The following is a 24626-nucleotide window of genomic DNA, read 5'->3' as shown; positions in this document are numbered from 1 at the left end:
TGTCGTGTCAGAGGTAGGTGGCGGCGGTGACACACAGGCCGCCGAACGCCACGGCCCACACATAGGGCAATGTCCTGACCATCACCTGCTGCGGTGAGACGCCCGCGTACTGCGCGCTCCACACCGTCTGGGTACTGGTCGGGTCGGCGACGCCGAAGACCTGGTTGTACGAGGTGGCCATGCCGAGGACGGCAACGGCCGGGTAGATGCCGGTGGCGACGAGGACGCCCGCGATGCCGGCGCCGAGGCCGTACACGTTCAGCGGGCCGCGGTACAGGCACAGCGGCACCAGGACCGTGAAGACCAGCACGAACAGCGCGGCGTTGTGCGGGCTGACCGCCTTGACCAGCGGTTGCAGCGCGTCGACCGCGCCGGGCAGCTTCACCGCGGCGAGCAGGATGCCGATCGCCACGAAGAGGGTGATCGGCGGCGCCGCCACCTCGAAGCCGCCGTACAGGGTGCGCAGCAGACGCCGGTTCATCTCGCGCGGCCGGGTCGTCGTCACCAGCGCGTACAGCACGCCCGCCAGCAGCGAGGGGATGATGGCGAGGTCGAAGCCCAGGGCGAGGACCAGCGGCACCACCGGGGTCAGCAGCGCGTACCACGGGGCGTCGCCGAGCAGCTGCCGACGGCTGCGCGAAGCCGGCTTCTCCTGCACCGACCTCAGCGACCAGGTGTGCTCCACGCCACGCCGCCGCGACTCGATCAGCACGTAGGCGACCGCCGCCACCAGCGCGAACGGGAACAGCTTCAGCATGAAGCCGCGCACCGTGTCCACCGGCAGCTCCAGCGCTGTGGAGAAGAACTGCCACACCGGCAGTTCGAACGGCATGCCCGCGGCGATGCCCATCAGGATGGTGCCCGCGGCGGTCACCTTCGGGATGCCCACCGCGATCATCGCCGGAATGCCGATCAGCCCGGCGAGCATCGCCGCGGGCGCCGACCCGGACACGGTGCCGACCAGAGCGGACACCGCGAGCACACCCAGCGCCACGACCACCGGCCGGTCACCGCCGAACTCGACGATCTTGCGGACCAGGGTGCCCGCGATGCCGGTCTCCTCCAGGAGCTTGCCGAGCCACGAACCCAGCAGGATCGCGATCATCGTGGCGGCGAGCGCCGGCGCGCCCTCCTGGAATACCGTGTCCAGCACGCTGTTCTTGCCGGTCAGGGGTGCGCCCGCGAGGAAGGCGATCACCACGGCGAGCAGTACCAGCGCGAACGCGGTCGGCAGTTTGCGGCTGAGCATGGCGGCGACTCCGGCCGCCATGACGAGCAGGATGACGACACCCATCGATCATTTCTCTCTTTCGCAATACGCGGCGGCCAGCGCCTCCGTGAGCAGCAAAGGGCTGCGGCCCAGGCCACAGGCGGCACGGGCGTAGGCGTGCGCGGCGAGTTCGTCCGCGCCCACGACATGCGCGTACAGACGGCGCCGCCCGAGCCGCAGCGCCGTGTGCCCGAGCGCCCGCTTGAACTCGGTCCGCACCTCGGCGTGGTGGAGCCAGGCATGCGCCTGCTCGTGGGCGAGGGCGGCGGCCCGTACCGACCCTTCGGGGAACCAGTGCCGCCAGCCGCGCTCGGCGACGAGCCGTTCGGCGCGGTCGACCGTGTCGACGTACACCTCGACCACCGGCGGCCTCGACCGGTACCGGGCCAGCAGCCCGGCGGCCAGCCCACCGGTCCGCTCGACCACCCGCACCGGCACCGGATCCGGGGTCATGCGCCGCCCGAACTCCTCGGCCGCCAGCGCCCATTGACGCAGCAGCAGCGGATCACGGCCCTCGTGGGTGGGGGTGCCCGCGAGCAGCCGCACCGCCAGGTCCAGGTCGTGGCCGCCGCTCATGCGCGGGACTCCACGACCGCGACCACCGGTTCCTCCGCCGCGCGCGCACGCAACTCGCTGCGGGCGAGCGCCAGCAGGGCGTCCGGTTCGAGGACGCCGGACAGGTCCGCGATCCGGCCGCCCACCAGGAGCCGCACGGCCGGTGCCCGCACCCCGCCGTCGCCGTACGAGGTGGCGTCCCGCACCAGCGACGCCAGCGCCTCACCGGCGCCGCCCACCGTCGTGGTCGCCACCCGTGCGTCGGACACCCCGAGCCGTACCACACCGTCCGCGTCGACCACCCGCACCGGCTGCCGGTCCGCGCGGAACCTGCGGTGCACCTCGGTGCCGTACACCGTGTACGCGTCCGTGTCCGCCAGCACCTTCACCTGTTCCTGCGCGGCCTTCAGGCTGGTGGCGGCCGCGCGCAGCCGTTCCGTGCCGTCCGCGCGGTGCGCCCGGTCCTGGGTGCGCAGCTCGGTCGCGCCCGTGGCGACCGCGCGCACCGTGTTGGTCTGCGGGTCGACTGTCACCTCCACCTCCACGCCGTCGGCGGCCGCGCCCTGCGCGACGACCGCGCGCTCGGCCTCGGCGCGCACCGCGAGGATCTGCTCCTGGGAGGCGCCGGGAATGATCCGCTCGACCTGTTCCCGGACGAGCGCGAGGGCCACCCCGATCGGGCTGATCACCTCGCTGTGCCGGGCGATGCGCCCTTCGAGCCCGGTGTCCGCGGCCAGGTGCGGGGTCACCGCCGCAGCACCGCCGCCCCCGCCGACCAGGACAGCCGTCTCCCGGTCCAGCCGGTAGTCCCGGATCATCGCGTCCACCACCGACCTGACCTGTGCGGTCCCCGCGTCGAGCACGGCCCGCGCCGCGCCCGCCACGTCCGTGCCCAACACCGCGGCGAGCGGTGCCAGCGCGGCCCGTGCCACCTCCTGGTCGCAGCGCGCGAAGTCGCCCTCCGGGACCCGGCCGAGCGCGTTCGCCGCGCACGTCATGGTCACGGCGAAACGGCCGCCCGCCGCGTCGAGGACCAGATGGTCGTCGGGGTCACCGTCCATCGGCCGCACCGTGGCGATCCGCGCGTCACGCAGCTCGTCGAGCGAGGCGAAACAGGCGTACGGCAGCCCCGCGATGTGCGCGCTGCGCGGCCCGACACCGACCACCCGGTTTCCCGAGATCCGCACCATGGACCCGCCGCCGACACCGACCGTCCGCACGTCCAGCGCGTTCAGGTACGACGTTCTGCCGAGGATCGTCGCGTGCCGCACCGCCACCTTGCCGCGCCGCACCACGCTGATGTCCGTCGACGTGCCGCCCGTCTCCAGGAACACGCCCTCGCTGATCCGTTCCTGCATGAGCGCGCCCGCCACCCCCGCGGCCGGGCCCGAGAGCACCGTCAGCAGCGGGCGGCGGCGCATCTCGTCGAGCGACATGACGCCGCCGTCACAGCGCATCACCATCAGCGGAGCCGTCACACCGGCCTTGGTGATGGACGCGTCGACCAGATCGGCGGTGGCGAGCATCCGGGGCAGGATCGCCGCGTTCACCACCGCCGTCCGGGTCCGCTTGTGCAGCCCGTACAGCGAGGTGATCTCGTGGGCCGCCGCGAGCGGCAGCCCCGAGGAGCGGGCCACGTCGAGGACGGCCTGCTCGCCCTCCGGCCGGTCCACCCCGAACGGCTCGGTGGCGACCAGGACCTGGGCTCCCTGGTCGCGCACGCGGTCCACGGCCGTGCGCACCGCGTCGGCGTCGAACGGATCGGCCACATGCTCGTAGGCCAGCGGAAGCCGCTTGCCCGGGGCGAGTTCGAGCCTGCCGAAGGCGGCGAGACGGCGGGTGACGACCGCGCCCGGCCCGCTGCCGATCCCGATCAGTCCGACCTTCGCCACATCGCCCTCCAGCAGGGCGTTCGTGGCCTGTGTCGTGCCGTGGGCCAGGAAGGTGACGTCGGACGGGGTCCGGTCGACCTGTGCCAGGAGCCGTTCGAGCGCCTGGACGATCCCGTGCGCGACACCGTTCTCATGGTGATGGCTGGTGGGCACCTTCACCTGGCCCACCGGAGTGAGCGTCGCGGCGTCGACCGCCACGGCGTCGGTGAACGTGCCGCCCACATCGATGCCGACGCGGATGCGACGGTCAGCGGTCATGTCAGGGCACCTCCTTGTGCTTGACGTGCGTATGACGTGCGTATGACGTGCGTATGACGTGCGTACGTTGCTGACTGAGCGGGGGAGGGGAGCGGGGGTCGGCGTCAGTAGCCGCGGACGTCGGGCCAGTGCCGCTGCACGCCCGCCCGGTCCAGGACCCGCCCGAACTCCTCGAACTGTTTGTCCTCGGCCTGCACCTGCCGCGGCTCGATGTCCTCGGCGAGACAGTGGGCGGCGAGCGCGCCCGCCACCTCACCGACGTTCCACTCGACGGGGTGCAGCCGGTAGCAGCCGTTGGTGATGTGGGTGGTGCCGATGTTCTTGCCGGCCGGCAGCAGGTTGCGTACCCGGCGCGGCACCAGCGCCCCGAGGGGGATCTCGAACGGCACCGAGCCGATGTCGATGTACGTGTCGCCTCCCGTGGAGGGGTGCAGATCGATCCGGTAGCCGCCGACGCCGACCGAGTCGCGGTAGTGGGTGGTGCCGTACGGGCCGACCACGTCGATGGCGACGTCCTGTTCGACGACCGTCGTGACCGCCTTGATCCGCCGCGACTCGCGCACGTAGGCCGCTTTGGCGAGCCCGTCCGCGGTGCCGGTGACGTCCGGACGGATCCGCAGCCCCGGGAAACCGGTGCCGCCGTCGGCGCGCGGCGCCTCCGTCTGCAGCCAGTACAGAACCGAGAGGGACAACTGCCGTGCCTCGCGCAGCGCGTCGGCCTCCTGGCCGATGTAGGGCTTGAGCCAGTAGTCGTTGAGCGGCCAGTTGACGAGGGTGATGTCCGAGTCGAAGGCGCCCGGCCGGTGCAGCCTGCGGGCCAGGATCCGCCTGAACCCCCACAGTTCCTTGTCGCCGGCGTCCGCGCTCTGGTCGGCGCTGACCGCCAGCGGGTCGAGGTCCGGGTTGGGGACGAAGGTGCGGGGGACCGGTTCGAGCGTGCGCGGGTCGGGCGCCTCGAACCCGAGCAGCGGGCCCGGCCAGAATTCGGGCCGGTAGCTCCGCCAGAAGTCGTAGTCCTCGGGCCGGTCGACGGTGTGGTCCTGGCCCTCGTGGTGCGAGAGCGCGAAGCACACCGTGATGCCCTGCTGGTTGTCCGGCTGTGCCGTCGCCGGAGCGTGCGGCTCCCCGAACTCGTCCTGCGCCTCGGCCCCGTTCGCGTGCTCCACACCGGCGAGCGCGAGCAGCTCACCGGTCTCGGTGGCGTCGATGACGTACCGGGCGGAGACGGTGGTCAGGGTGTCGTCGCGCAGGTCCCGTACCGTGACGGCGCGGACGGCGTCGCCGTCCGTCTCGGCGGAGACGGCCCGGTGCTCGGTCAGGACGGTCAGCAGACCGGACGCCCGGTGCGGGGCGAGCAACCCCTCCAGCACGGCGAGCGCTACGCGCGGTTCGTGGCACAGCTTGCTCACCCGTCCCGCACCCGGGTTGAGGTCCGGCATGCCGAGCGCTTCGGAGCGCAGCGGGTACCACTGGCGGTAGTACGCCCGGATGCCCTCGCGCAGGGCCCGGTAGGTCGCCGTCGTGCCGAACTGCTCCACCCAGGGGTGCTCGTCCGGCGGCACGGCCTGCGCCGTGAGCTGGCCGCCGATCCAGTCGGTCTCCTCGGTCAGTACGACCCGCCGGCCCGCCCGGCAGGCGGCGAGCGCGGCGGCGACCCCGCCGAGGCCGCCGCCGACGATCAGGATGTCCGGTTCGTCCATCACACTGTTCCTCGTACTCATCACGTGAACTGCCTTGCTCGTTCGGGGGGTCGGCGCGGAGCGGGCGCCGAGTCCGGTGTTCATGCGGGGCCCGCCGTCTCGCCGGTGCGGAACTCGCAGGGCACCAGGGGCTCCTGGGCCTCGTCGCCGGCGACCAGCGCGGCCAGCAGCCGTACGGCCGCGGCGCCGAGCCGCTGCCGGGGGATGTCGAACCCCATCGGCACGGGCTGGGCGGCGAGGTCCGCGGGCGGGCTGCCGAGCAGCCCGAGCGAGACGTCGGCCGGGCAGGCGAGCCCGGCCTCCCGGACGGCCGCGCTCAGCGCCCGCCACGCCGCCCCGGTGTCCGTCTCCTCGGCCACGAACGCGGTCACTCCGTCGGCGACAAGGGCGCGCACCCGCTCCGCCGTCATCTCGCGTTCCGGATCGGCGCAGCGGAGCACCGCGTCCGGACCGTCCGCGATGCCCGCCGCCGCGAGTCCGGACAGGAAACCCTGCTGCCGGTCCGTGGAGGCCGGGGCGTCGTCGTCCTCGCGCACCAGCACGATCCGCCGGTGCCCGAGTGCGGCGAGGTGCGCCACGACGTCGCGGCTGGCGCTGACGTAGTCGGCACCGACCCAGGCCAGTCCCTCCAGCTCCTCGCGACGGCCCAGGTGCACCACCGGGAACCCGTCGGCGACCAGCCGCTTCAGCTCGGCCCGCGGGACGTGCCGTCCGAGGAAGAGGCAGCCGTCGGCCAGCCGCACCCGGCTCAGCGCGTCCGGCCCCGCGGCGCCCGCGCCTCCGCGACTGGATCCCGTGAACAGCACCAGGTCGTAGCCCCGGGCGGCCGCCTCCTGCTCCACGCCCACCAGGAACGGGTAGTACGAGTGCTGCACGTCCGTCGGGAACGTCGCGGTGAAGCTGAAGACGCCGAGCAGGTTGTTGCGGGCCGCGGCGAGCCTGCGAGCCGCCGGGTCGGGCACGTAACCGAGGCTGCGCGCCGCGTCGAGGACACGTTTGCGGGTCTCCTCGGAGATCGTGGCCGCCTTGCCGTCGGCGCGCTCCGACAGGACCAGCGACACCGTCGCCTGGGACACCCCGGCGAGCCGGGCCACCTCGGCCTGCCGTGGCCGTGACGTACGGCCGGCGGGTGCCGGGTTCCGTCCCGGCTTGGCCCGCTTCCTCGGTTGCTCCACGCCTTGCGCTCCCTCGCTCACCGCTCCGGTAATGCGCATTACTAATGCGCATTACTGCACTGTGGGGGTGACGCCGGTGTCGTGTCAAGACTTGTGCCGGGGGAGATGTGCCCGTCGCCTCGGACCCCGCTCGTCCTCCCGCGGCACCCGGGCACCGCGTTCAGGCGGCTGCGCTCGGCTCGGCGACGGTGGCCGTCAGGCCCCTCGCGGGTGTCCCGGCGCCGTACCGGGTGCCGGGCGGCCCGGACCGGACCTGCCTCGCGGCCCGCCGCTGTACCCGGGACCGCGCGTCCGCCTTCTGGCGAAGAGGCGGGCCAGGGACGGAATTCCGGGGTCGGGTCAGGCGGTCAGCGAATCCAGTACGACGAAGAAATCGTCCAGCGGTGCGCTGCTGCGAGCGACCTTCGCCTGCATCGCCGCCCCTTCCCAGGCGCTCACCAGGAAACGGGCCAGCACGGCGCTGTCCACCTCGCTCGCCAGTGCCCCGGCCGCTCGGGCTTCGTCCAGCACCGAGGCGAGAAGCGACTCCCAGCGCCCGAGCCGGTCACCCACTTCCTCCCGCATCACCGGGCTGTGCGTGGACAGTTCCGATCCGAAGTTCCCGAACATGCAGCCCCGGGCGTATGCGAACCGTGCCAAGTCACTCGCCAGGTAGGTGAAGTGCCCGCGCATGCGCTCGACGGGCGGGACCGACTTGTCGGCGAGCATCGCCAGCTCGCGGGTGTCGGCATAGCGGCGCATCACTTCGAGGGCCATGGATTCCTTGCTGTCGAAGTGGTTGTAGAAAGAGCCCTTCGGCGTGCCGGCGGCATCGGTGATGTCCTTGATGCCGGTCCCGTTGAACCCGTGTTCGTGGAAGCGGTCAGAAGCGGCGTCTATCAGATGTTCGCGCATGCTGGGCCTGGGCATGTACCGCACTCCTCCGTAGCCTGCTCGTCAATGTGGTCGGTCGTCTTTGTCCTGTCAAGTCGGTCGCCGGTACGTCGTTCGCAGGTCAAGCGGGTCCGCTGGGCGAGGGGCGGGGTAGGGAGTCGGGAAGCCGCTCGTCCTGGCCGGCCGGCGGCTCGTTCAGGCGAACCGGATGTCGCTGAGGTCGATGGACACCATGATGGGGTCCGGGATGGCCCGCAGGTCGTCGTCGCGGCGGTAGGCGCGGCGCCGGGTCGGCAGCCGGATGCCGTCGGCCTCGACGATGTCGTGGACGTACTGTGCGGCGGCGAAACCGCCGGCGATGTCGACATGGTAGTCGTGGCGGCGCAGCAGCCGGTCGGGGCCGAAGTAGAAGTCCTGGCGGGTGCTGTGACTGGCGATCGCGGCGGGGAAGGCTGCGCGGAGTCCGGGCCACACCTGATGTCCTTCCCGCCAGGGCTCGATCTCCTCGACCTCGAAACCGGGCATCGCCAGCAGGAAGGGCGTGGTGAGGTACGTCCAGAGTGCGTATCCGTTGAAGTACGCCCGGTCCAGGGGGTCCCACGGCGTCTCCAGGACGTGGTGGTGGAAGGCTTCGCGTGGCTCCATGCGCTCGGCGACGACGCCGCCGTCGGCGTTCTCGACCGCGATACGGCCGGGGGTGAAGTCGGTCCGCCGGCCGGGGGCACCGAACGGGGCCACCGAGGCGTGCTCTTCGTGCAGGCGCACGGTCATCTCGCGGGGCGTCGGATCCTGCGGAAGCCCCTTGACGGCGAACAGCTCGCCGCCGCTGACGAGCGTCGCGCGTACGGAGCTGAGCCGCCGCCAGCGGTCCAGACCGCCGTGGGCTTCGAGGGCCTCGCGGAGCAGGCCGATCACGAGGTGGCCTGCCACCACCGGGTGACGACGTCGGCGTACTCGTCGGCGCCTTCCTCCCAGACGAAGTGGCCCGCGTCGATGACGTCGAGCTTTCTGTGGGGCAGGCGCTGGTGCAGGTACTCGGCGTTGTCCAGCGGCACCACCGAGTCGTAGCGGCCGGCGATGATCTGGACCGGCGTCTCGATGGCGGGCAGCAACGCACCGAGGACCGGCAACTCGGTGGGATAGGCGCGGACGTAGGCCATCTGGTCGACGAACCGCTGGCCCACGTAGGACGCGAGATAGTCCTCGCGCACGACCTCCGGCAGTGCGTAACCGTGGATGGTGCCGATCGCGGCCGTCACGGCGGCCTTCGGATCCATGGCCCGGTACGGGGTCAGGTCCTCGTCGTGCACCCACTCGTCCAGGGGGCTCCCCAGTTTCAGGGGGACCGACGTGCCGCCCGTGCCCACGACCAGGCTGCGGAATCGCTCCGGATGCCGGGCCGCGGCGAACAGGGACGCGGCCGTGCCGATGTCCGGTCCCACGACGTGCGGTTGCGCCAGCCCCAGCGCATCGGCGATCCGCACGATGAAGTCACCCATCGCCGTGGGGGACAGCAGGTCCTGCCGGAGCTCGGAGTGCCCGAACCCGGGCAGGTCCACCGCGACCAGGCGCGCGTGCCCGGCCAGTTTCGACCAGGTCGCGTCATAGGAGTACAGGCTCTCCGGCCACGGGCTCAGCAGCAGCGCCGCACGCTCATGGGGCCCGTCGCTCTCGGCGTACCTGATGGACAGGCCGTCGACCATGCGGAACCTGGACTTGATCTCACTCATGTATGTCTCCTCTTATTCAATGATTTAGAGCAATATGTCGTATAAATCGGCGGTAGATGCCGGTTGGTCGGCGCCTCACTCGCTTTAAGATGACCGGTCATTTTCCTCTTGTCAACCTCTCCCGTCGTTGCGCCGTTCCCCCCGGGGGGGTGCAAGGCGGGCGCGGTATCCGTCCCCCGGCGTGACGTACGTCATGACGAGGCGCCGGAACTCGGTGCCCTGTCCCGCCGACTCCTGAGGAGGTGTCCCTTCAACCTCCGTTCCAGCGGAACGGTTCGATGCGACCAGGAAGGTCGAGCATGGCCGAGTTCCGCCGGTCGCCCCGCCTCGCCGGGGTGGTTCCACGGAGACCTGCCCCGGCGCGCGCTGTGCGGCTTCCTGCTCCTGCCCGGCGCGGTGATCCGGGAGGGCCGGCGTGCGAAGGCGGCCGGACGGCGGTCCCGGCTGTCGTGGGGCGCCCCGGACCGGTTGCGTTCGGGTAGTCGTTCCTGATGTCCGCCGAGTCCCCCCGCGCACCTCATGTGAGGCGTGCCGTTCCTGTCCGGTCGGTTCAGCCGGGTTGTGGGGCGAGCGCCCGCACGTACCCGCCCACGGCCCCCGGACGCCGGGTGCGAGGATGGGCCCGCCATGACTGACCGAGGAGGGTGCCGCACGGGGCGGGCCGGTGTGTTCGCCGCCGCCTGCGTGCTGCTCGCCGCTCTCGGCCACGTGACCATGTCGCAGACCCCCGTCCCCTGGTGGGCTCTGGCCGTGGGCGCGACGGTGACCGGCGCGGCCGGCTGGCTGCTGGCCGGCCGTGAACGCGGGCGCACCCTCATCGTCACGGTCGTGACGGCCGCGCAGGCGGTGCTCCATGAGATGTTCTCCCTGGCGCAGACGCTCACCCCCGGACCGGCCCCGGACCAGGCCGCCATGTCGCACGCCGCCGGCGCGATGGACGTGCCCGGCACGGACCCGGGTTCCATGCCGGGCATGGACATGGGCTCCATGCATGGCATGGGCATGGGCTCCATGAACGCGATGGACATGGGCTCCGTGCCACATCCGGCCATGGGTTCCCTGGCGCACCTGGGGCACCTGGCGCCCGGAACGGACGGCGTCCGGCACGCGCACGGTATGGCCGGTATGTCCGGCATGGGAGGCGCCGCCTCGCTCGGTATGATCGCCGCGCACCTGCTGGCCGCGCTCCTGTGCGGGCTGTGGCTCGCGCACGGTGAACGCGCCGTGTTCCGTGTACTGCGAGCGGCGGCGGCCCGGCTCGCGGCACCGCTGCGGATGCTGCTGGCCCTGCCCGTGCCGCCGCGCCGCCCGTCCCCGTGCGACCGCCGTGCCGCCGACGGCCCGGCTCCGGCGCGAACCATCCTGAGCTGCACCATCACGTCCCGTGGGCCGCCCGCGGGTGCCGCTGTCGCCTGAGACAGCCGGATCGACCGGGGCCCCGTCGCGCCTCGTGACCTGCCGCGATCCTCGCGCAGGCCCCCAGTGGAGTCCTCGCCTCGGCGCGTGCCGTGGCGAGCCGCTGTCTTCGCACGGGTCCCGGGCATCGCCGTACCCACCACCCGGTACGGCCGCACCCGAGTTCGGTGAGCCGTACCCGTTGCGTACGGCCGCACCCAAGCGCCGGTGACCCGTGCCCCGCGCGGGCGGGGTCCCGGATGACCCGAGAAGGACTTCACGTGACCCTTTCCGTCCTGCCCGCCCCGCGGGCGGAGCGCGCCTCGGCGGACGCTTCGGCGACCGCCTGGGCGCTGGCCGCCCGCGGCGGCGACCCCGACGCGGCCGAGCACTTCGTCCGCGCGCTGCACGGCGACGTACTGCGCTACGTCGCTTATCTCAGCGGTGACCCCCAGACCGCCCACGACCTGACCCAGGACACCTTCGCGCGGGCCTTCGGCAGCCTGCACCGCTTCGAGGGCCGTGCCTCGGCCCGCGCCTGGCTGCTGTCCATCGCGCGCCGCGCGGTGGCCGACAGCATCCGCCGCGCCTCCGCCCGGCCACGGATCGCCGACACCCACGACTGGCAGACGGCCGTCGAGCGCGGCCAGCCCTGCGGTCTGCCGGGCTTCGACGACGGCGTGGCGCTGCTCGACCTGCTGGAGGCGCTGCCAGACGAACGCCGTGCGGCGTTCGTGCTGACCCAGGTGGCGGGGCTGTCCTACGAGGAGGCGGCCTGCTTCGCCGACTGTCCTGTCGGCACGGTCCGTTCCAGGGTGGCCCGGGCCCGGGCCACCCTGGAACGGCTGCTCCTGGAGGCCGACGCGCCGGCCGCCCCGGTGCCCTGACGGTGCGGGGCCGGTGTTCCCCGGCCGGGAGCACCGGCCCTGCGCCGTCCGTACGGCGGCCGTTCCGGCACGGCGGCGGACCACCCGGCCGTCCCGCACGGCGGCGGACAGACCGCCGCCGAGGCCGCGCCGCGCGGCCTCCGTCGGACCGGCCCAGCCATGGACCGTCCCGAGCTCACCCGAGCCGCGCGCGACCGGTCGGGACGAAGGACCCGTATCCGCCGCCGTCCCGGCCACTCGGCCGCCCAACCGCCGGCCGACCCAACCGTCGGCCGACCCGGCCGTACCCGCCGCCGCACCCACCCGCGCAGAGGGCCACGTGCCGTGCCGGCCCGGGCCCGGACTTGCGGTCGGTTCCCCGGCTTGTAGCGTCGTGGGGGAGAGCCTTGTGCGAAGGAGCTGGCGCATGGGTGTGAAACGGTGGATCGACTCCTGGCCGGTGTACCGGCAGCTCACCGGCGCGGACCCGCTGGGCCGGGGCAAGGCGGCCGAGTCGCCCCGCTCTGCCGGCCTCGTCGGCCATACCGAGACCGCGGACCGGATGGTGCACTCCGTGTGCCCGTACTGCGCCGTGGGATGCGCCCAGCGCGTCTACGTGAAGGACGAGAAGGTCGTCCAGATCGAGGGCAACCCCGACAGCCCGATCTCCCGCGGCCGCCTGTGCCCCAAAGGCTCCGCCAGCAAGCAACTCGTCACGGGTCCGCAGCGCGAGCAGCACGTCCTCTACCGGCCGCCCTACGGCACCCAGTGGCAGCGGCTCGATCTGGAGACCGCCCTGGACATGGTCGTCGGCCGGATGCTCGACGCCCGTCGCAAGGGCTGGCAGGACACCGACGCGGACGGCAGGAAGCTGCGGCGCACCATGGGCTTCGCCGGTCTCGGCGGGGCCACGCTGGACAACGAGGAGAACTACCTCATCAAGAAGTTGTTCACCGCCCTCGGTGCGTTGCAGATCGAGAACCAGGCCCGCATTTGACACTCCGCCACGGTTCCCGGTCTGGGAGCCTCGTTCGGACGTGGCGGTGCCACGGACTACCAGCAGGACCTGATCAACTCCGACTGCATCATCATCATGGGCTCGAACATGGCCGAGGCCCATCCGGTCGGGTTCCAGTGGGTCATGGAGGCCAAGGCACGCGGCGCCAGGGTCTTCCACATCGACCCGCGTTTCACCCGCACCAGCGCCCACGCCGACCAGCACATCACCATCAGGGCCGGGACGGACATCGCGTTCCTGGGCGGCGTGATCAACCACATCCTCACCCATGACCTGGACTTCCGTGAGTACGTGCGGGCGTACACCAACGCGCCCTTCCTGGTGAACGAGCAGTTCCAGGACACCGAGGACCTGGACGGGCTGTTCAGCGGCTACGACCCGCACACCGCGGCGTACGACGCGTCGAGCTGGTCCTACGCGAGCGTCGCCGCGCGGCACCGGCCGGGCCGGCAGGCCAAGGAGACCTCCGAGCCGTACCAGCACGGAGCCAAGGGCCCCTTCGTCGAGGCGGCCGGCGGCGAGATCGAGGCCGACCCCACCCTGGAGCACCCGCGGTGCGTGTACCAGGTACTCAAGCGGCACTTCTCGCGCTACACGCCGGAGATGGTGGAGCGGATCTGCGGAGTGCCGCAGGAACTGTTCCTGGACGTGTGCCGGGCCTGGACGGAGCACTCCGGCCGGGAGCGGACCACCGCGCTGGTGTACAGCGTCGGCTGGACCCAGCACTCCGTGGGTGCCCAGTACATCCGGACCGGGTCGATCATCCAGCTCCTGCTGGGCAACATCGGCCGTCCGGGCGGCGGGATCTTCGCGCTGCGCGGCCACGCCAGCATCCAGGGCTCCACCGACATTCCCACGCTGTTCAACCTGCTGCCGGGCTACCTGCCCATGCCGACCGTCGAGCACGAGAACCTGGCCGCTTACCTGGACACCGTCCGCGGGCCGCACGAGAAGGGGTTCTGGGGAGACGCCGAGGCGTACATGGTCTCCCTGCTCAAGGAGTACTTCGGCGACGCCGCGACGGCGGAGAACGACTACTGCTTCGGCCACCTGCCCCGGATCAACGGCGACCACGGCACCTACCGCACCGTGATGGACATGGTCGACGGGAAGGTCTTCGGCTACTTCCTGCTCGGCCAGAACCCCGCGGTCGGCTCCGCCCACGGCCGGCTGCAACGCCTCGGCATGGCCAACCTCGACTGGCTGGTCGTCCGCGACCTCACCATGATCGAGAGTGCGACCTTCTGGAAGGACGGGCCGGAGATCGAGACCGGTGAGATCGTCACCGAGCGCTGCCGCACGGAGGTGTTCTTCTTCCCCGCCGCGTCGCACGTGGAGAAGTCCGGCACCTTCACCCAGACACAGCGCATGCTCCAGTGGCGGGACCAGGCCGTACAGCCCGCCGGGGACCAGAGGTCCGAGCTGTGGTTCTTCCACCAGCTCGGCGTGCGGCTGAAGGAGCGGCTCGCCGGCTCCACCGACGAACGCGACCGCCCGGTCCTCGACCTGGCCTGGGACTACGAGACAGAGGGCGACGAGCCCTCCTCCGCGGACGTACTGCGCCACGTCAACGGCATCGACCTGCGCACCGGCCGTACCGTCGACAACTACCTCGACCTCAAGGCCGACGGCAGCACGGCCTGCGGCTGCTGGATCTACAGCGGGGTCTACGCCGGCGAGACCAACCAGGCCCGCCGCCGCACCTCCCGCTTCGAGACCGGACCGTACGACGCGGAGTGGGGCTGGACCTGGCCGCTCAACCGCCGCGTGCTGTACAACCGCGCCTCCGCCGACCCGGACGGACGGCCCTGGAGCGAGCGGAAGAAACTGGTCTGGTGGGACGAGGAGGCCGGCGAGTGGACCGGCAATGACACCCCGGACTTCCAGCGGACCAAACCGCCGCACTACCGGCCGCCGGACGGGGCGACGGGCCCGGACGCGCTGGGCGGCAGCGACGCGTTCATCATGATGCGCGACGGCAAGGCATGGCTGTACGCCCCGGCCGGACTCGCCGACGGGCCGCTGCCCACGCACTACGAGCCGCACGAGTCGCCCATGCGCAACCTCCTCTACGGCCAGCAGGGCAACCCGGTGCGCAAGGTCTACGGGCGTCCTGACAACCCGTCCAACCCTGCGCCCCCGGAGGCGCACGCCCAGGTGTTCCCCTATGTGTTCACCGCGGCCCGGCTGACCGAGCACCACACGGCGGGCGCCATGAGCCGGCAACTGCCGTACCTGGCGGAACTCCAGCCCGAACTGTTCGTCGAGGTGTCGCCCGAACTGGCGCGGGAGCGCGGTCTGCACCACCTCGACTGGGCCCATGTCGTCACCAGCCGGACGGCCGTCGACGCGCGCGTCGTCATCACCGACCGCATGGCGCCGCTGCGCGTCGACGGCCGGGTCGTCCACCAGGTCTGGATGCCGTACCACTGGGGCACGGCGGGCCTCACCAAGGGTGACGTGGTCAACGACCTGATCGGCGTGGTGGCCGACCCGAACGTGTTCATCCAGGAGAGCAAGGTGCTGACCTGCGACGTGCGGCCCGGCCGGCGTCCGCGGGGGCCGGCCCTGCTCGATTACGTACAGGACTACCGCCGGCGGGCCGGCATCACCGTGGAGACCGGCACCCGCATAGCGACGGCCGGCGGCCGCGCCGAGCGCGCCCACATCGAACCAGACGATCCCGATCTGCCGCAGGAGCCGTCATGACGTCTCAGAACAGCTTCTACGGGCCGCTGGCGGACCCCGCCGGGAACGCCGGGCACTCCGACCACCCGCCGCGGATGGGCTTCTTCACGGACACCTCCGTGTGCATCGGCTGCAAGGCGTGCGAGGTGGCCTGCAAGGAGTGGAACGGTGTCCCGGAGGACGGCATCGACCTGCTGGGCATGTCCTTCGACAACACCGGCATGCTGGGCGCCAGTTCGTGGCGGCACGTCGCCTTCATCGAGCAGGAGCGCCCGCTCGGCCGGCAGGACGCGGGCCTCGCCGAGCTGCCCGTCGGCCCGTCCAGCACCGAGGGCACGGCCGAGGTCGTGGCCGATGCCCTGGAGGACACCGAGCGCGGCGGCGCCGACCTCGGCACCGCCCCGGTGGACCTGGGCTTCCCCTCGTTCGACCTGCCCGGCACCGGGACGGGCGCGGAGACCCGCACCGAGTTCCGCTGGCTGATGTCCTCCGACGTGTGCAAGCACTGCACCCACGCGGGATGCCTCGACGTGTGCCCCACCGGTGCCCTGTTCCGCACGGAGTTCGGCTCCGTGGTGGTACAGCCCGACATCTGCAACGGCTGCGGCTACTGCGTGTCCGGCTGCCCCTACGGTGTCATCGACCGGCGGCCGGACGACGGCCGGGCCTGGAAGTGCACGCTGTGCTACGACCGGCTGCGCGGCGGCCTGGAACCGGCCTGCGCCCAGGCGTGCCCGACCGACTCCATCCAGTTCGGCCCGCTCGACGAACTGCGCGAGCGCGCCGACCGGCGGCTCGCCGCCCTGCACGAGGCCGGGGTGCCCGAGGCCCAGCTCTACGGCCGTGACCCCGACGACGGCGTCGGCGGCGACGGCGCGTTCTTCCTGCTGCTGGACGATCCCGAGGTGTACGGGCTGCCACCGGACCCGATCGTGCCGACCCGCGACCTGATGTCGATGTGGAAGCACGTGGGGGTGGCGGCGACGGCGCTGCTGGCCGCCTCGGCCGCGGCCTTCCTGCGCGGGGGGCGGCGATGAGCGGGGACGACGCGATCCGGCCCGACGGGCGGCATCGCACCGGCCGGGCCCGGGACGACGACGGGAGCCGGGAGCGGTCCATGGTGCCGCGGGCGGAGTTCCGCTCCTACTACGGCCGTCCGGTGCTCAAGCCGACGGTGTGGGAGTGGAAGATCCCCGCGTACCTCTTCACCGGCGGCCTGTCGGCCGGTGCCGCACTGCTCGCGGCCGGCGCGGACCTGACGGACCGCCCGGAACTGAGGCGGGCCGGCCGCGTGGGCGGTTTCGCCGCGCTCGTGGTCAGCATGTACCTGCTGGTGGCAGACCTCGGCCGGCCCGAGCGGTTCCACCACATGCTGAGGGTCGCCAAGCCGAGTTCGCCCATGTCCGTCGGCACCTGGATCCTCGTCGCCTACGGCCCCGGCAGCGGGCTGGCGGCCACGGCCGAGCTGCTGCCCGCCGGCCTGCGCGGCACGCTGCCCGGCCGGCTGCTGCGCGGAGCCGCCCGCCCGGCCGGCCTCTCCGCGGCCCTGTTCGCCCCCGGAGTCGCCTCGTACACGGCGGCGCTGCTCTCGCAGACCGCGGTGCCCGCCTGGCACGAGGCCCACCGCGAGCTGCCGTTCGTGTTCACCGGCTCGGCGGCGGCCAGCGCCGCCGGCCTCGGCATGGTGCTCGCTCCGGTGGCGGAGGCGGGCCCGGCTCGGCGGCTCGGCGCGGTGGGCGCGGCGGCCGAGATCGTCGCGTCCCGGCTCATCGACCGGCGCCCGGGCTTCGTGACCCAGGCGTACACCACCGGCCGGCCGCACCGCCTGCGCAAAGCCTCCGAGTGCCTGACCCTGGCGGGAGCGGTCGCCGCGCTCACCCTGGCCCGCCGCAGCCGCGCGGCCGCCGCCGTGGGCGGACTCGCCCTGATGGCGGGCAGTGTCCTGCAACGCTTCGGCACCTTCGAGGCGGGCGTGACGTCGGCGAAGGACCCCGCCTACGTGGTGAAGCCGCAACGTGAACGCCTCGACGCCCGGCGCCGGGACCAGGGAGGCGAGTGACCTCGTCCGGCCCACTGACCTCGTCCGGCCCATGCTCGGCCGACGGATGCCGGTGAGAACGTCCGGGACGTGGGGGACGACCCCCGCGGCGGACTCCGCTCTTACCGGCGAACCGTGGCCGACCGTGACGACCGCCGGGCCGGTTCCCGACCCGCCCGGACCGTGGAGCGGGCTGCGGCCCGATGGCCTGGCCGTGGGGCATGAACCTGTCGACCGCGCCGCAGGTCGTGCTCTTCTCGGCGGGCGCGCTGTGGTTCCTGGCCGCCGCGCCGTTCCGCTCCGGTGACCGCGCCCGGCACCGCGCGGCACTCGCCGCCTGCCCGCACGCCCTGATGATGGGGGCCATGGCCTGGATGGCGGCGGCGATGGACTTTTCCGGCGCGATGGCCGGCCACTCGGGATCCGGCGGCGGCATGCCGGGGACGGACATGTCCGGCGGCACGGGGATCGCCGCCATGAGCCTGACGGGGAACGGACCGAGGACGGCGGCGGGGCTGCTCGCCGTCGCCCTGGCGGTGATCGGTCCGGCCTGGCCGGCCCGCGCCTTCGACCGGGCACGTGCCGCCTTCGACCGGGCACGTGCCCGGCCGCCCCCTGCCGGGCCCGCGGGCGGGTCCGGACCGGCGGGCGCGGACACCGTCGGTGTGCCGGCCCCCGCCTGCCATGCCGCGATGGCGCTGGGCCGGGCGGTGATGTTCGCCCTGCTCGGATGAAGCCGGCCAGGGGACGAGGCCCCGACGCGCAGCCGGTGCGTCACGCGCACGGACGTACGCTCCGGCCGCACGGAGGCCGCCGCAGTCCCCGTGGCCCCACCGGGCGTTCGTGGCAGGATCTGCCCCCATGGAATTCTCCGAGGTGATCCGACGCCGGCGTATGGTCCGCCACTATTCCGACAAGCCGCTCGCCCCCGAGGTCGTCGAACGGGTCCTCGCCGCCGCGCTGCGAGCGCCGTCGGCCGGTTTCTCGCAGGGCTGGGCGTTCCTCGCCCTGACCGATCCCGCCGACCGCGCCCGTTTCTGGCCGTTCGTGCCCACCCGCGTGGAACAGACGCCGACCATGCAGGACGCACCGCTGGTGGTCGTGCCCCTCGCCCACAAGGCGGCCTATCTCGAACGCTACGCCGAGCCGGACAAGGGCTGGGAGGACCGCGCCGAATCCCGCTGGCCCGCGCCGTACTGGCACATCGACACCGGGATGGCCGCGCTCCTGATGCTGCTGACGGCGGTCGACGAAGGTCTCGGCGCCTGCTTCTTCGGCATCATGCCCGAGCACCTGCGGCCCTTCCGCACCGAGTTCGGGATCCCCGACGCGTACGACCCCATCGGCGGGATCACCGTCGGCTACCGCGCCGACGACCTCCCCGCGCAGGGGCCTCGGGTCCGCGAACGCCGCCGCGGCGCGGGCGAGGTCGTCCACCGCGGGCACTGGGGCCGGCACACCTGAACCCGCTCCCGTGCATGTCGGCCCGACCCGTCCGGGCCGCACCCGCTTCCGCCGCGGCGGGCCGGGCGCTCCCGTCCGGGCGTCACAGCCAGCCGCGGCGGGCAGCGGTCAGACCTGCCTGGAACCGGGTGTCCGCGCCCAACTGGCTCATCAGGCGGTGGATACGCCGCTGGGTGGTGCGCTCGCTCCAGCCCTGGGCGCGGGCGATGGCGGCGTCCGTGAGACCGGCCGCCAGCAGCGACAGCAGCGACCGGGTCACCTGGTCGGGTTCGTCGGCGCCGTCGTCGTAGCTCCCCGGGGCGGCGGCGCCGTCCGCCAGGGGCAGCGGGACACCGCGTTCCCACTCCACCTCGAACAGCCTCTCCAGGGCGGTCAGCATGGGGGAGCGCTGCACCAGATACGCGGCCGACTGGCCCCCCGGCGCGGAACTGAACGGGACGATCGCGGCCCGGCTGTCGCAGATCACCATCTTCAGCGGCAACTCGCTGCGGACGCGGGCCTGTTCCCCGGCCCTGACACTGGCCAGGATGTCCCCGGCGAGCCGGCCCGGCCAGGCGATCGCGGCCCGGTCGTAGACCACCCGGTGGGAGATGCCCTGCCGTTGCTGCTGGAGCTGGTCGGCGAGGTTGCTGCCAGGCCGGTCGACGTACGGAGGCCGGTCGAACGCGCGTACCTGCCGCTGTGCCTGAGTGGTCAGCCGCTGCACCGCGTCGCTGATGTCCGTGCGGTCGGTGAGGAGTTCCACCCCGAGGTCGGGGCGGCTGATGCGCGACGCCTCGCGGTGGTGCTCCATCAAGCGGTGCACCTGTGACCGGGCTTCGTCGAGCTGCTTCTCCCGCCGGCGGATCAGACCGTTCACCGCGACATCGGGTGCCACCGCGGCGAACCGGGGCGGACGGCCGGTCGCCCGGGTCGCCAGACCCTCCCTGACCAGTCCGGCCAGCTGCCGCGCGGCGGCCGGGACGGACAGCTCGCAGGCAGCGGCCAACTGCGCTGCCGTGGACCCCGGAAGGCCGACCAGCACGGTGTAGACGCGCTCTGTTTCATCTGTCAGTCCCAGCACGTTAAATGCCACGTCTTCCCACCGCCGTCCATGGCAGCCACCCGCCAGTTGGCGGAAGTCAGCCACCACTGTCACCTTGTGCCACTGCTGTTTCGATTGACATCTTCCCTTTCTTGGAAGCGGCGTGGTTCGGCAGGGCCCGGTCGACGGCGCCCCTGATCTGTACGCACTCGTCTCCCTTCGAAGGGGTGTCATGTCCCGTGCCCGTCCCAGCGGCCGGCGTCTCGCCGCGGTGGCCGCAGCCGTAGCCGCCCTGACCGTCGGCGCGTCCACCGTGCCGGCGACCGCCGCGTCCCCGGTCCCGTCCGCGGTCCCGTCCGCGCCGCGGACCGACGAACCACCACCAGCGTCGGGCAGGGCCGCCGTCGGCGGCAGCACCCTGACGAAGCCGCCCGCCCAGAAGCAGGGCGTCGTACCCGGCCAGGTACTGCTCACCCTGGACGCGGGCACCTCCGTGACCGGGCGCCCGGTCACCGGCAGCCGCGTCGCCGCCCGTGTCCCGCAGACCAGCGACTCGAAGCTCAACGCCAGGCTCAAGGCGGCGGGCGCCACGTCCCTGCGCCCGCTGCTCCCCTCGGCCGGCACCGCCACCACGAACGAGCTGACGGCCGCGGCCCGCGCGGAACTCGGCGCGGCGGCCGCCGACCTGCCGCACACCTACGTGGTCAGGACGCGGCAGAAGGACTCCGCGGCCGTCGCCCGCAGCCTCGCCGCGACACCGGGAGTCGCCGACGCCGAACCCAACCGCTACGTCAACACGATGAGCACCGGCGCCCGTCCGGTGCCGTCGGCCGACCTCAAGGCCGCGAAGGCGGCCACCTCCCAGGCTGCGCCCGCCGGTTCGCCCGCGGCGTCCGGCTCCGCCACGCCGTCCGCTCCGGCCGACTCGTCCGACTCGGACGGAGTGCCCGCCAACTACGCCCTGACCGACTCCGCGCAGGCCATGCTCAACGCGGGCGGCGTCAACGCGACCGGGGCGTTCTCGCTGCTGAAGAAGAAGTACGGGCAGATACCCGGCCAGGGGGAGGTGATCACCAACGTCTCCGTCGGCGACCTGACCGACCAGTCGATGGCCGACGCCGGTGACTCCTACGTCGCGTCGTACGGCCCCACCACGATGCTGCGGAACGGCCGGCGCTATCTCGACCTGCCGTCCATGCCGTTGATACCGGCGTACGTGGCGACCGCGGACGGCTCGCTGTCCGACAGTGCCTCCACCGAGCAGCAGGACCCCGTGCTCGACGAAGTCCTCCTGGACTTCAGCGTGATGGCGCCGCTGCCGCACGACCGGCAGCGACCCGACCGTACCGGCAGCGGCTACACCGACCTGCTGGGCATCGCACCCGGCGCGGATTACCGGCTCGTGGTCCCGCAGACGCCGACGATGGACCAGATCGCCGTGGCCCTGCTCGCCGCCGCGCAGCAGAAACCGCGGCCCTCCGTCATCACCGCCAGCCTCGGCTACGGCACCGACTCGATCGGCTTCCCCGGCCGCTACCTGGAGGACGACCCGTACATCCGGTCGATCATCACGTCGATCGTGCACAAGTACCACATCGTCGTGCCGATCTCTTCCAACGACGGCACCCGCCTCTACACCCCGACCTCCGTCGGCCCCGACGGCGGCAGCACGCCCACCGAGGTCACCGGGAACGGCTCGGCCGCCACGTCCATCGACGACGACGCCGAGTCGACCGCCCCCACCGTGGTGCCGGACTCCGGTGCGATCGCCGTGGGCGGCACCACCCTCGACGACACCCTCGCCGCGCCCGCCGGCTCCGCCCAGTCCGCCGGGGCCACCGTCGCCGAGACCCGGATCAGCGGATCCGGCACGTTCTCGTCCGGCTTCGGCAGCCGCGTCGACCTGTCGGCGCCCAGCGACGGCATCGTCGCCTTCCAGCACACCACGGGCCAGGGTCCGCAGGCCGTCACCCCCGTGCTCAACGGCGGCACCTCGGCGTCCGCCCCGGAGGTGGCCGCGGCCGCAGCGGTCGTCCTGCAGGCCGGGCGGCTCGCGGGTCACGACCTGACGCCCACGCAGGTGCGCTCGCTGCTGGAGAAGACCGGCAGGGCCGTGCCGACGCCACCCCAGATCGACCGCCCGCTGCACGTCGGCCCGCAGATCGACGTCACCGCCGCGGCCGAGGCCGCGCTCGGCGACACCGGGTCACCCTCCCTCGTCCGCCTGTCGATGGCGCACCGCGTCACCCGAGGGGCCCTCGGCGGCTCGTTCCTGGAGACCACCGACCCGGACCGCATCGACCTCGGCGACAGCGCCTCGGGCGGCACCGGGGAGGGCCTGGTCGGACCCGTCACCTTCGCCGGCGACGTCACCGGCTTGCCGAAGAACGCGAAGACGCAGTACGCCCTCACCGTCGGAGCCACCGTCTTCCGCTCCGGTACTCCCGCGATCCGGGTCACCCCGAAGCAACTGCTCGACGCGGCCGGCCTGCCGGTGGTCTCCACCACGGACCGCACCCTCAAGGTCACCTACCGGGTGCTGACGGACGGCAGGGTACGGGCCGAGGCCCGGCGCACGATCACCGTGGGGCCCAGCGACGGTACGTACGTCGAGGCCACCGCTCCGACCGCCCCGGCCGTGGCCGGGACCGGCAAGGACGTCACCGTCTCCTACGACATCTCCGGCGTCACCCGGACCGGCGACCCGCAACTGGTGGTGTCCACCGTCGACCACTGGAACCCCGTCCTCGGACAGATCTTCACCGCGGGCTGGCACCAGGCGCTGACCGCGAAGCAGGGCACGATCACCGTGCCCGCCGACGCCTTCGCCGGGGGCGGCGGGCTCTACGGCATCGGCATCGCACAGTCGGGCTACGGCGGTGACCCGACCAAGGTGGTCTACGGGGAGTTCGCCCCGATCCGCATCGCCGGCGGCTCCGCCGCCGACCGGCCCGCCGCGCCCGTCATGACCGGCACCGACGGTGTCGCCGGCCACTTCGCCGAAGTGACCCGCAGCACACCCTCGTTCGGCCTGACGTACGACGTCACCGGCATCCCGGGGGCGAAGTCGGCGGTCGCGGAGTTCTCGGCGCCCGGACCGACGCTCTACAACTCGCTCAACACGTTCACCAACGCCAACGGCACGACCTACGACGACGACGGCGTGAACACCCCGTCCACCGCGCGGGCCGCCCTGACCGGCAAGAAGGGCACCGAGCGGCTCGACGCCCTCACCCTGGGACTTGCCACGTCGGCCTCCTACGGGGTGCGGATCCTCGCCCTCGACGGCTCGGGCCATGTCGTCGGCCAGGCGTCACCGGTCTCGACCCTCCAGGTCGACGACGGGCTCGCCCCGGACAGCAGCACCGTGCTGAGCTTCGCCGCCGCGGGCGACGACTCGATCGCGGCGCTGCGCACGGCGGCCGGCGGCACCGAGGTACGGCACTACTCGACGAAGACCGGCGTCTACGGGGCGGTGCTCGCCTCGGACCCGGGCACCGGATCCGACTACGAGGTACTGGGCGGCGCCCCCGGCTCCCACCGCGTGCTGCTCGTGCACCGGATCACCTCGGGCGGCGACGTGCAGGTGGAGACCTGGAACACGGCGACCGACTCCCTGGCCGGCCGGTTCACGCTGCCCACGGCGGACTACACGTTCGTCACCGGGCAGGTCGACGCCGGCCACGACCGCGCCGCGCTGCTGCTGCGGTCGGCCACGGACAAGAGCGACATCGTGCGGAGTGTCGACCTGGCCGACGGCAGCGCCGGAGAGCCCCTCAAGGCCGACCCGGACGGAGTGCAGCCCGGCACGTACTCCCTGATGACGATCGACCGGTCCAGCGGCGAGGTGTTCCTCGCCAAGCAGGCCACACCCTTCCTGTGCCTGGGCGGGGTGACGGTCGCGCGGGTGGACCTGGACCACGGGACGGTCTCCGCCGGCGGGTCGCTGCCCGGGTGCGGTCACGGCCTGGCCGCGGACGGGACGGGCATGCTGTACGACATCACCGCCACCGCGGTCAGCACCAAGATCGCACCCACCGGCGTGATCAGCTCGGTGAACCAGGCGGACGGCAGCTCGGGCGACCCGGTGACGCTGCGCAAGGCCACCCCGAGCGCACTCGCGGTCGACGGGACCAACAAGCTCGCCGTGGTCTCGTTCACCCGGCCCGAAGGGACCGTGTACTTCGGCTCGCAGGCGGGATTCGTGGCGGACAACAACGCCACGGGCCAGTTGCAGATCGTCGATCTGGCGGCCAAGAAGACCAGCGCCGTCCTGAACGGGTACACCGTCACGAGCCACGGAGGTCCGCTCCTGTACGGCGGCCAGGCGGCGTCCCTGCAACTGGACCCGGCGACCCGCACCGGCTGGACGTACGGGCCCTACGACCAGCAGATCCGGCAGTTCTCCTACTGAGGCACCGGCTCCTCCCTCCTGCTGAGGCACCGCCTCGTCCCCGAACCTCCTGCCGGGCGTCCGCCACCCGTGGCGCCCGGCAGGGGACACCACCGCCCCCGCGCCGACCGGACCGGTCGCCGCGGGGGCGGTCGGGCGCGCGGCTCAACTCCCGCCAGCAGAACGCCCGGTGGGGTGCCCCTATCTGTTTCGTCAACCCTGGTGGGGTTGGCTTGTAGGGGTTGATCCTGGTTTTCGGGAACGTCCCGCGAAGCGGGACGTTCCCG

Annotated in this window: 17 protein-coding genes; 8 read left to right on the top strand and 9 right to left on the bottom strand. The window is 72.7% G+C overall.

Annotation, left to right across the window (positions count from 1 at the left end):
* Positions 1-7: 7 nt before the first annotated feature.
* The 8 genes from ACFY2B_RS33320 to ACFY2B_RS33285 all read right to left on the bottom strand — a co-directional run bounded on the left by ACFY2B_RS33320 (position 8) and on the right by ACFY2B_RS33285 (position 9453).
* The gene (locus ACFY2B_RS33320; RefSeq protein WP_390766806.1) at positions 8-1294 is read right to left on the bottom strand and encodes a TRAP transporter large permease subunit; all 1287 of its coding nucleotides are present in this window, start codon (positions 1292-1294) and stop codon (positions 8-10) included.
* A 3-nt stretch (positions 1295-1297) separates the two neighbouring features.
* Positions 1298-1846, bottom strand: coding sequence for a hypothetical protein (locus ACFY2B_RS33315; RefSeq protein ID WP_390766805.1), 549 nt, complete (start codon positions 1844-1846; stop codon positions 1298-1300).
* Positions 1843-3975, bottom strand: coding sequence for a hydantoinase/oxoprolinase family protein (locus tag ACFY2B_RS33310; RefSeq protein WP_390766804.1), 2133 nt, complete (start codon positions 3973-3975; stop codon positions 1843-1845). The genes ACFY2B_RS33315 and ACFY2B_RS33310 overlap by 4 nt, the downstream gene beginning before the upstream one ends.
* Positions 3976-4079: 104 nt before the next feature.
* A complete protein-coding gene (locus ACFY2B_RS33305) occupies positions 4080-5678 on the bottom strand; it encodes an FAD-dependent oxidoreductase (RefSeq protein ID WP_390766878.1) in 1599 nt (532 codons plus the stop codon).
* Positions 5679-5755: 77 nt separating this feature from the next.
* Positions 5756-6850 carry a LacI family DNA-binding transcriptional regulator gene (locus ACFY2B_RS33300; RefSeq protein WP_390766803.1) on the bottom strand — a complete coding sequence of 365 codons (1095 nt, stop codon included), beginning with the start codon at positions 6848-6850 and terminating at the stop codon, positions 5756-5758.
* 339 nt (positions 6851-7189) lie between these two features.
* Positions 7190-7759 carry a TetR family transcriptional regulator C-terminal domain-containing protein gene (locus ACFY2B_RS33295; protein WP_390766802.1) on the bottom strand — a complete coding sequence of 190 codons (570 nt, stop codon included), beginning with the start codon at positions 7757-7759 and terminating at the stop codon, positions 7190-7192.
* 159 nt (positions 7760-7918) lie between these two features.
* Positions 7919-8653 (bottom strand): hypothetical protein, encoded by a 735-nt coding sequence (locus tag ACFY2B_RS33290; protein WP_390766801.1) that lies wholly within the window; start codon positions 8651-8653, stop codon positions 7919-7921.
* On the bottom strand, positions 8635-9453 hold the full coding sequence (locus tag ACFY2B_RS33285) for an alpha/beta fold hydrolase (protein ID WP_390766800.1): 819 nt from the start codon (positions 9451-9453) through the stop codon (positions 8635-8637). Before ACFY2B_RS33285 ends, ACFY2B_RS33290 begins: the two co-directional genes overlap by 19 nt.
* 627 nt (positions 9454-10080) lie before the next feature.
* Here ACFY2B_RS33285 and ACFY2B_RS33280 point away from each other — a divergent pair.
* The 7 genes from ACFY2B_RS33280 to ACFY2B_RS33250 all read left to right on the top strand — a co-directional run bounded on the left by ACFY2B_RS33280 (position 10081) and on the right by ACFY2B_RS33250 (position 18922).
* Positions 10081-10869 carry a hypothetical protein gene (locus ACFY2B_RS33280; RefSeq protein WP_390766799.1) on the top strand — a complete coding sequence of 263 codons (789 nt, stop codon included), beginning with the start codon at positions 10081-10083 and terminating at the stop codon, positions 10867-10869.
* Positions 10870-11108: 239 nt separating this feature from the next.
* Positions 11109-11735 (top strand): sigma-70 family RNA polymerase sigma factor, encoded by a 627-nt coding sequence (locus ACFY2B_RS33275; RefSeq protein ID WP_390766798.1) that lies wholly within the window; start codon positions 11109-11111, stop codon positions 11733-11735.
* Between the two features lie 406 nt (positions 11736-12141).
* A complete protein-coding gene (gene fdh / locus ACFY2B_RS33270) occupies positions 12142-15441 on the top strand; it encodes a formate dehydrogenase (protein WP_390766797.1) in 3300 nt (1099 codons plus the stop codon).
* Positions 15438-16457 (top strand): 4Fe-4S dicluster domain-containing protein, encoded by a 1020-nt coding sequence (locus ACFY2B_RS33265; RefSeq protein WP_390766796.1) that lies wholly within the window; start codon positions 15438-15440, stop codon positions 16455-16457. Before fdh ends, ACFY2B_RS33265 begins: the two co-directional genes overlap by 4 nt.
* Positions 16454-17479, top strand: coding sequence for an NrfD/PsrC family molybdoenzyme membrane anchor subunit (nrfD, locus tag ACFY2B_RS33260; RefSeq protein ID WP_390766795.1), 1026 nt, complete (start codon positions 16454-16456; stop codon positions 17477-17479). Before ACFY2B_RS33265 ends, nrfD begins: the two co-directional genes overlap by 4 nt.
* Positions 17480-17661: 182 nt before the next feature.
* A complete protein-coding gene (locus ACFY2B_RS33255; protein WP_390766794.1) occupies positions 17662-18192 on the top strand; it encodes a DUF5134 domain-containing protein in 531 nt (176 codons plus the stop codon).
* A 127-nt stretch (positions 18193-18319) separates the two neighbouring features.
* Entirely contained in the window at positions 18320-18922 is a 603-nt protein-coding gene (locus ACFY2B_RS33250) for a nitroreductase family protein (RefSeq protein ID WP_390766793.1), read from the top strand.
* Positions 18923-19004: 82 nt separating this feature from the next.
* On the opposite strand, the gene ACFY2B_RS33245 is transcribed toward ACFY2B_RS33250, so the two are convergent.
* A complete protein-coding gene (locus ACFY2B_RS33245; protein ID WP_390766792.1) occupies positions 19005-19997 on the bottom strand; it encodes a helix-turn-helix domain-containing protein in 993 nt (330 codons plus the stop codon).
* 181 nt (positions 19998-20178) lie between these two features.
* Between ACFY2B_RS33245 and ACFY2B_RS33240 the strand changes: the two genes are divergently transcribed.
* Complete coding sequence (locus tag ACFY2B_RS33240) at positions 20179-24360, top strand: hypothetical protein (protein WP_390766791.1); 4182 nt, start codon at positions 20179-20181, stop codon at positions 24358-24360.
* The last annotated feature ends 266 nt before the right edge of the window (positions 24361-24626 follow it).

The organism is Streptomyces sp. NPDC001270 (genome assembly GCF_042896695.1).
Taxonomy (GTDB): domain Bacteria; phylum Actinomycetota; class Actinomycetes; order Streptomycetales; family Streptomycetaceae; genus Streptomyces.
This window is presented reverse-complemented; position numbering and strand designations above follow the sequence as displayed.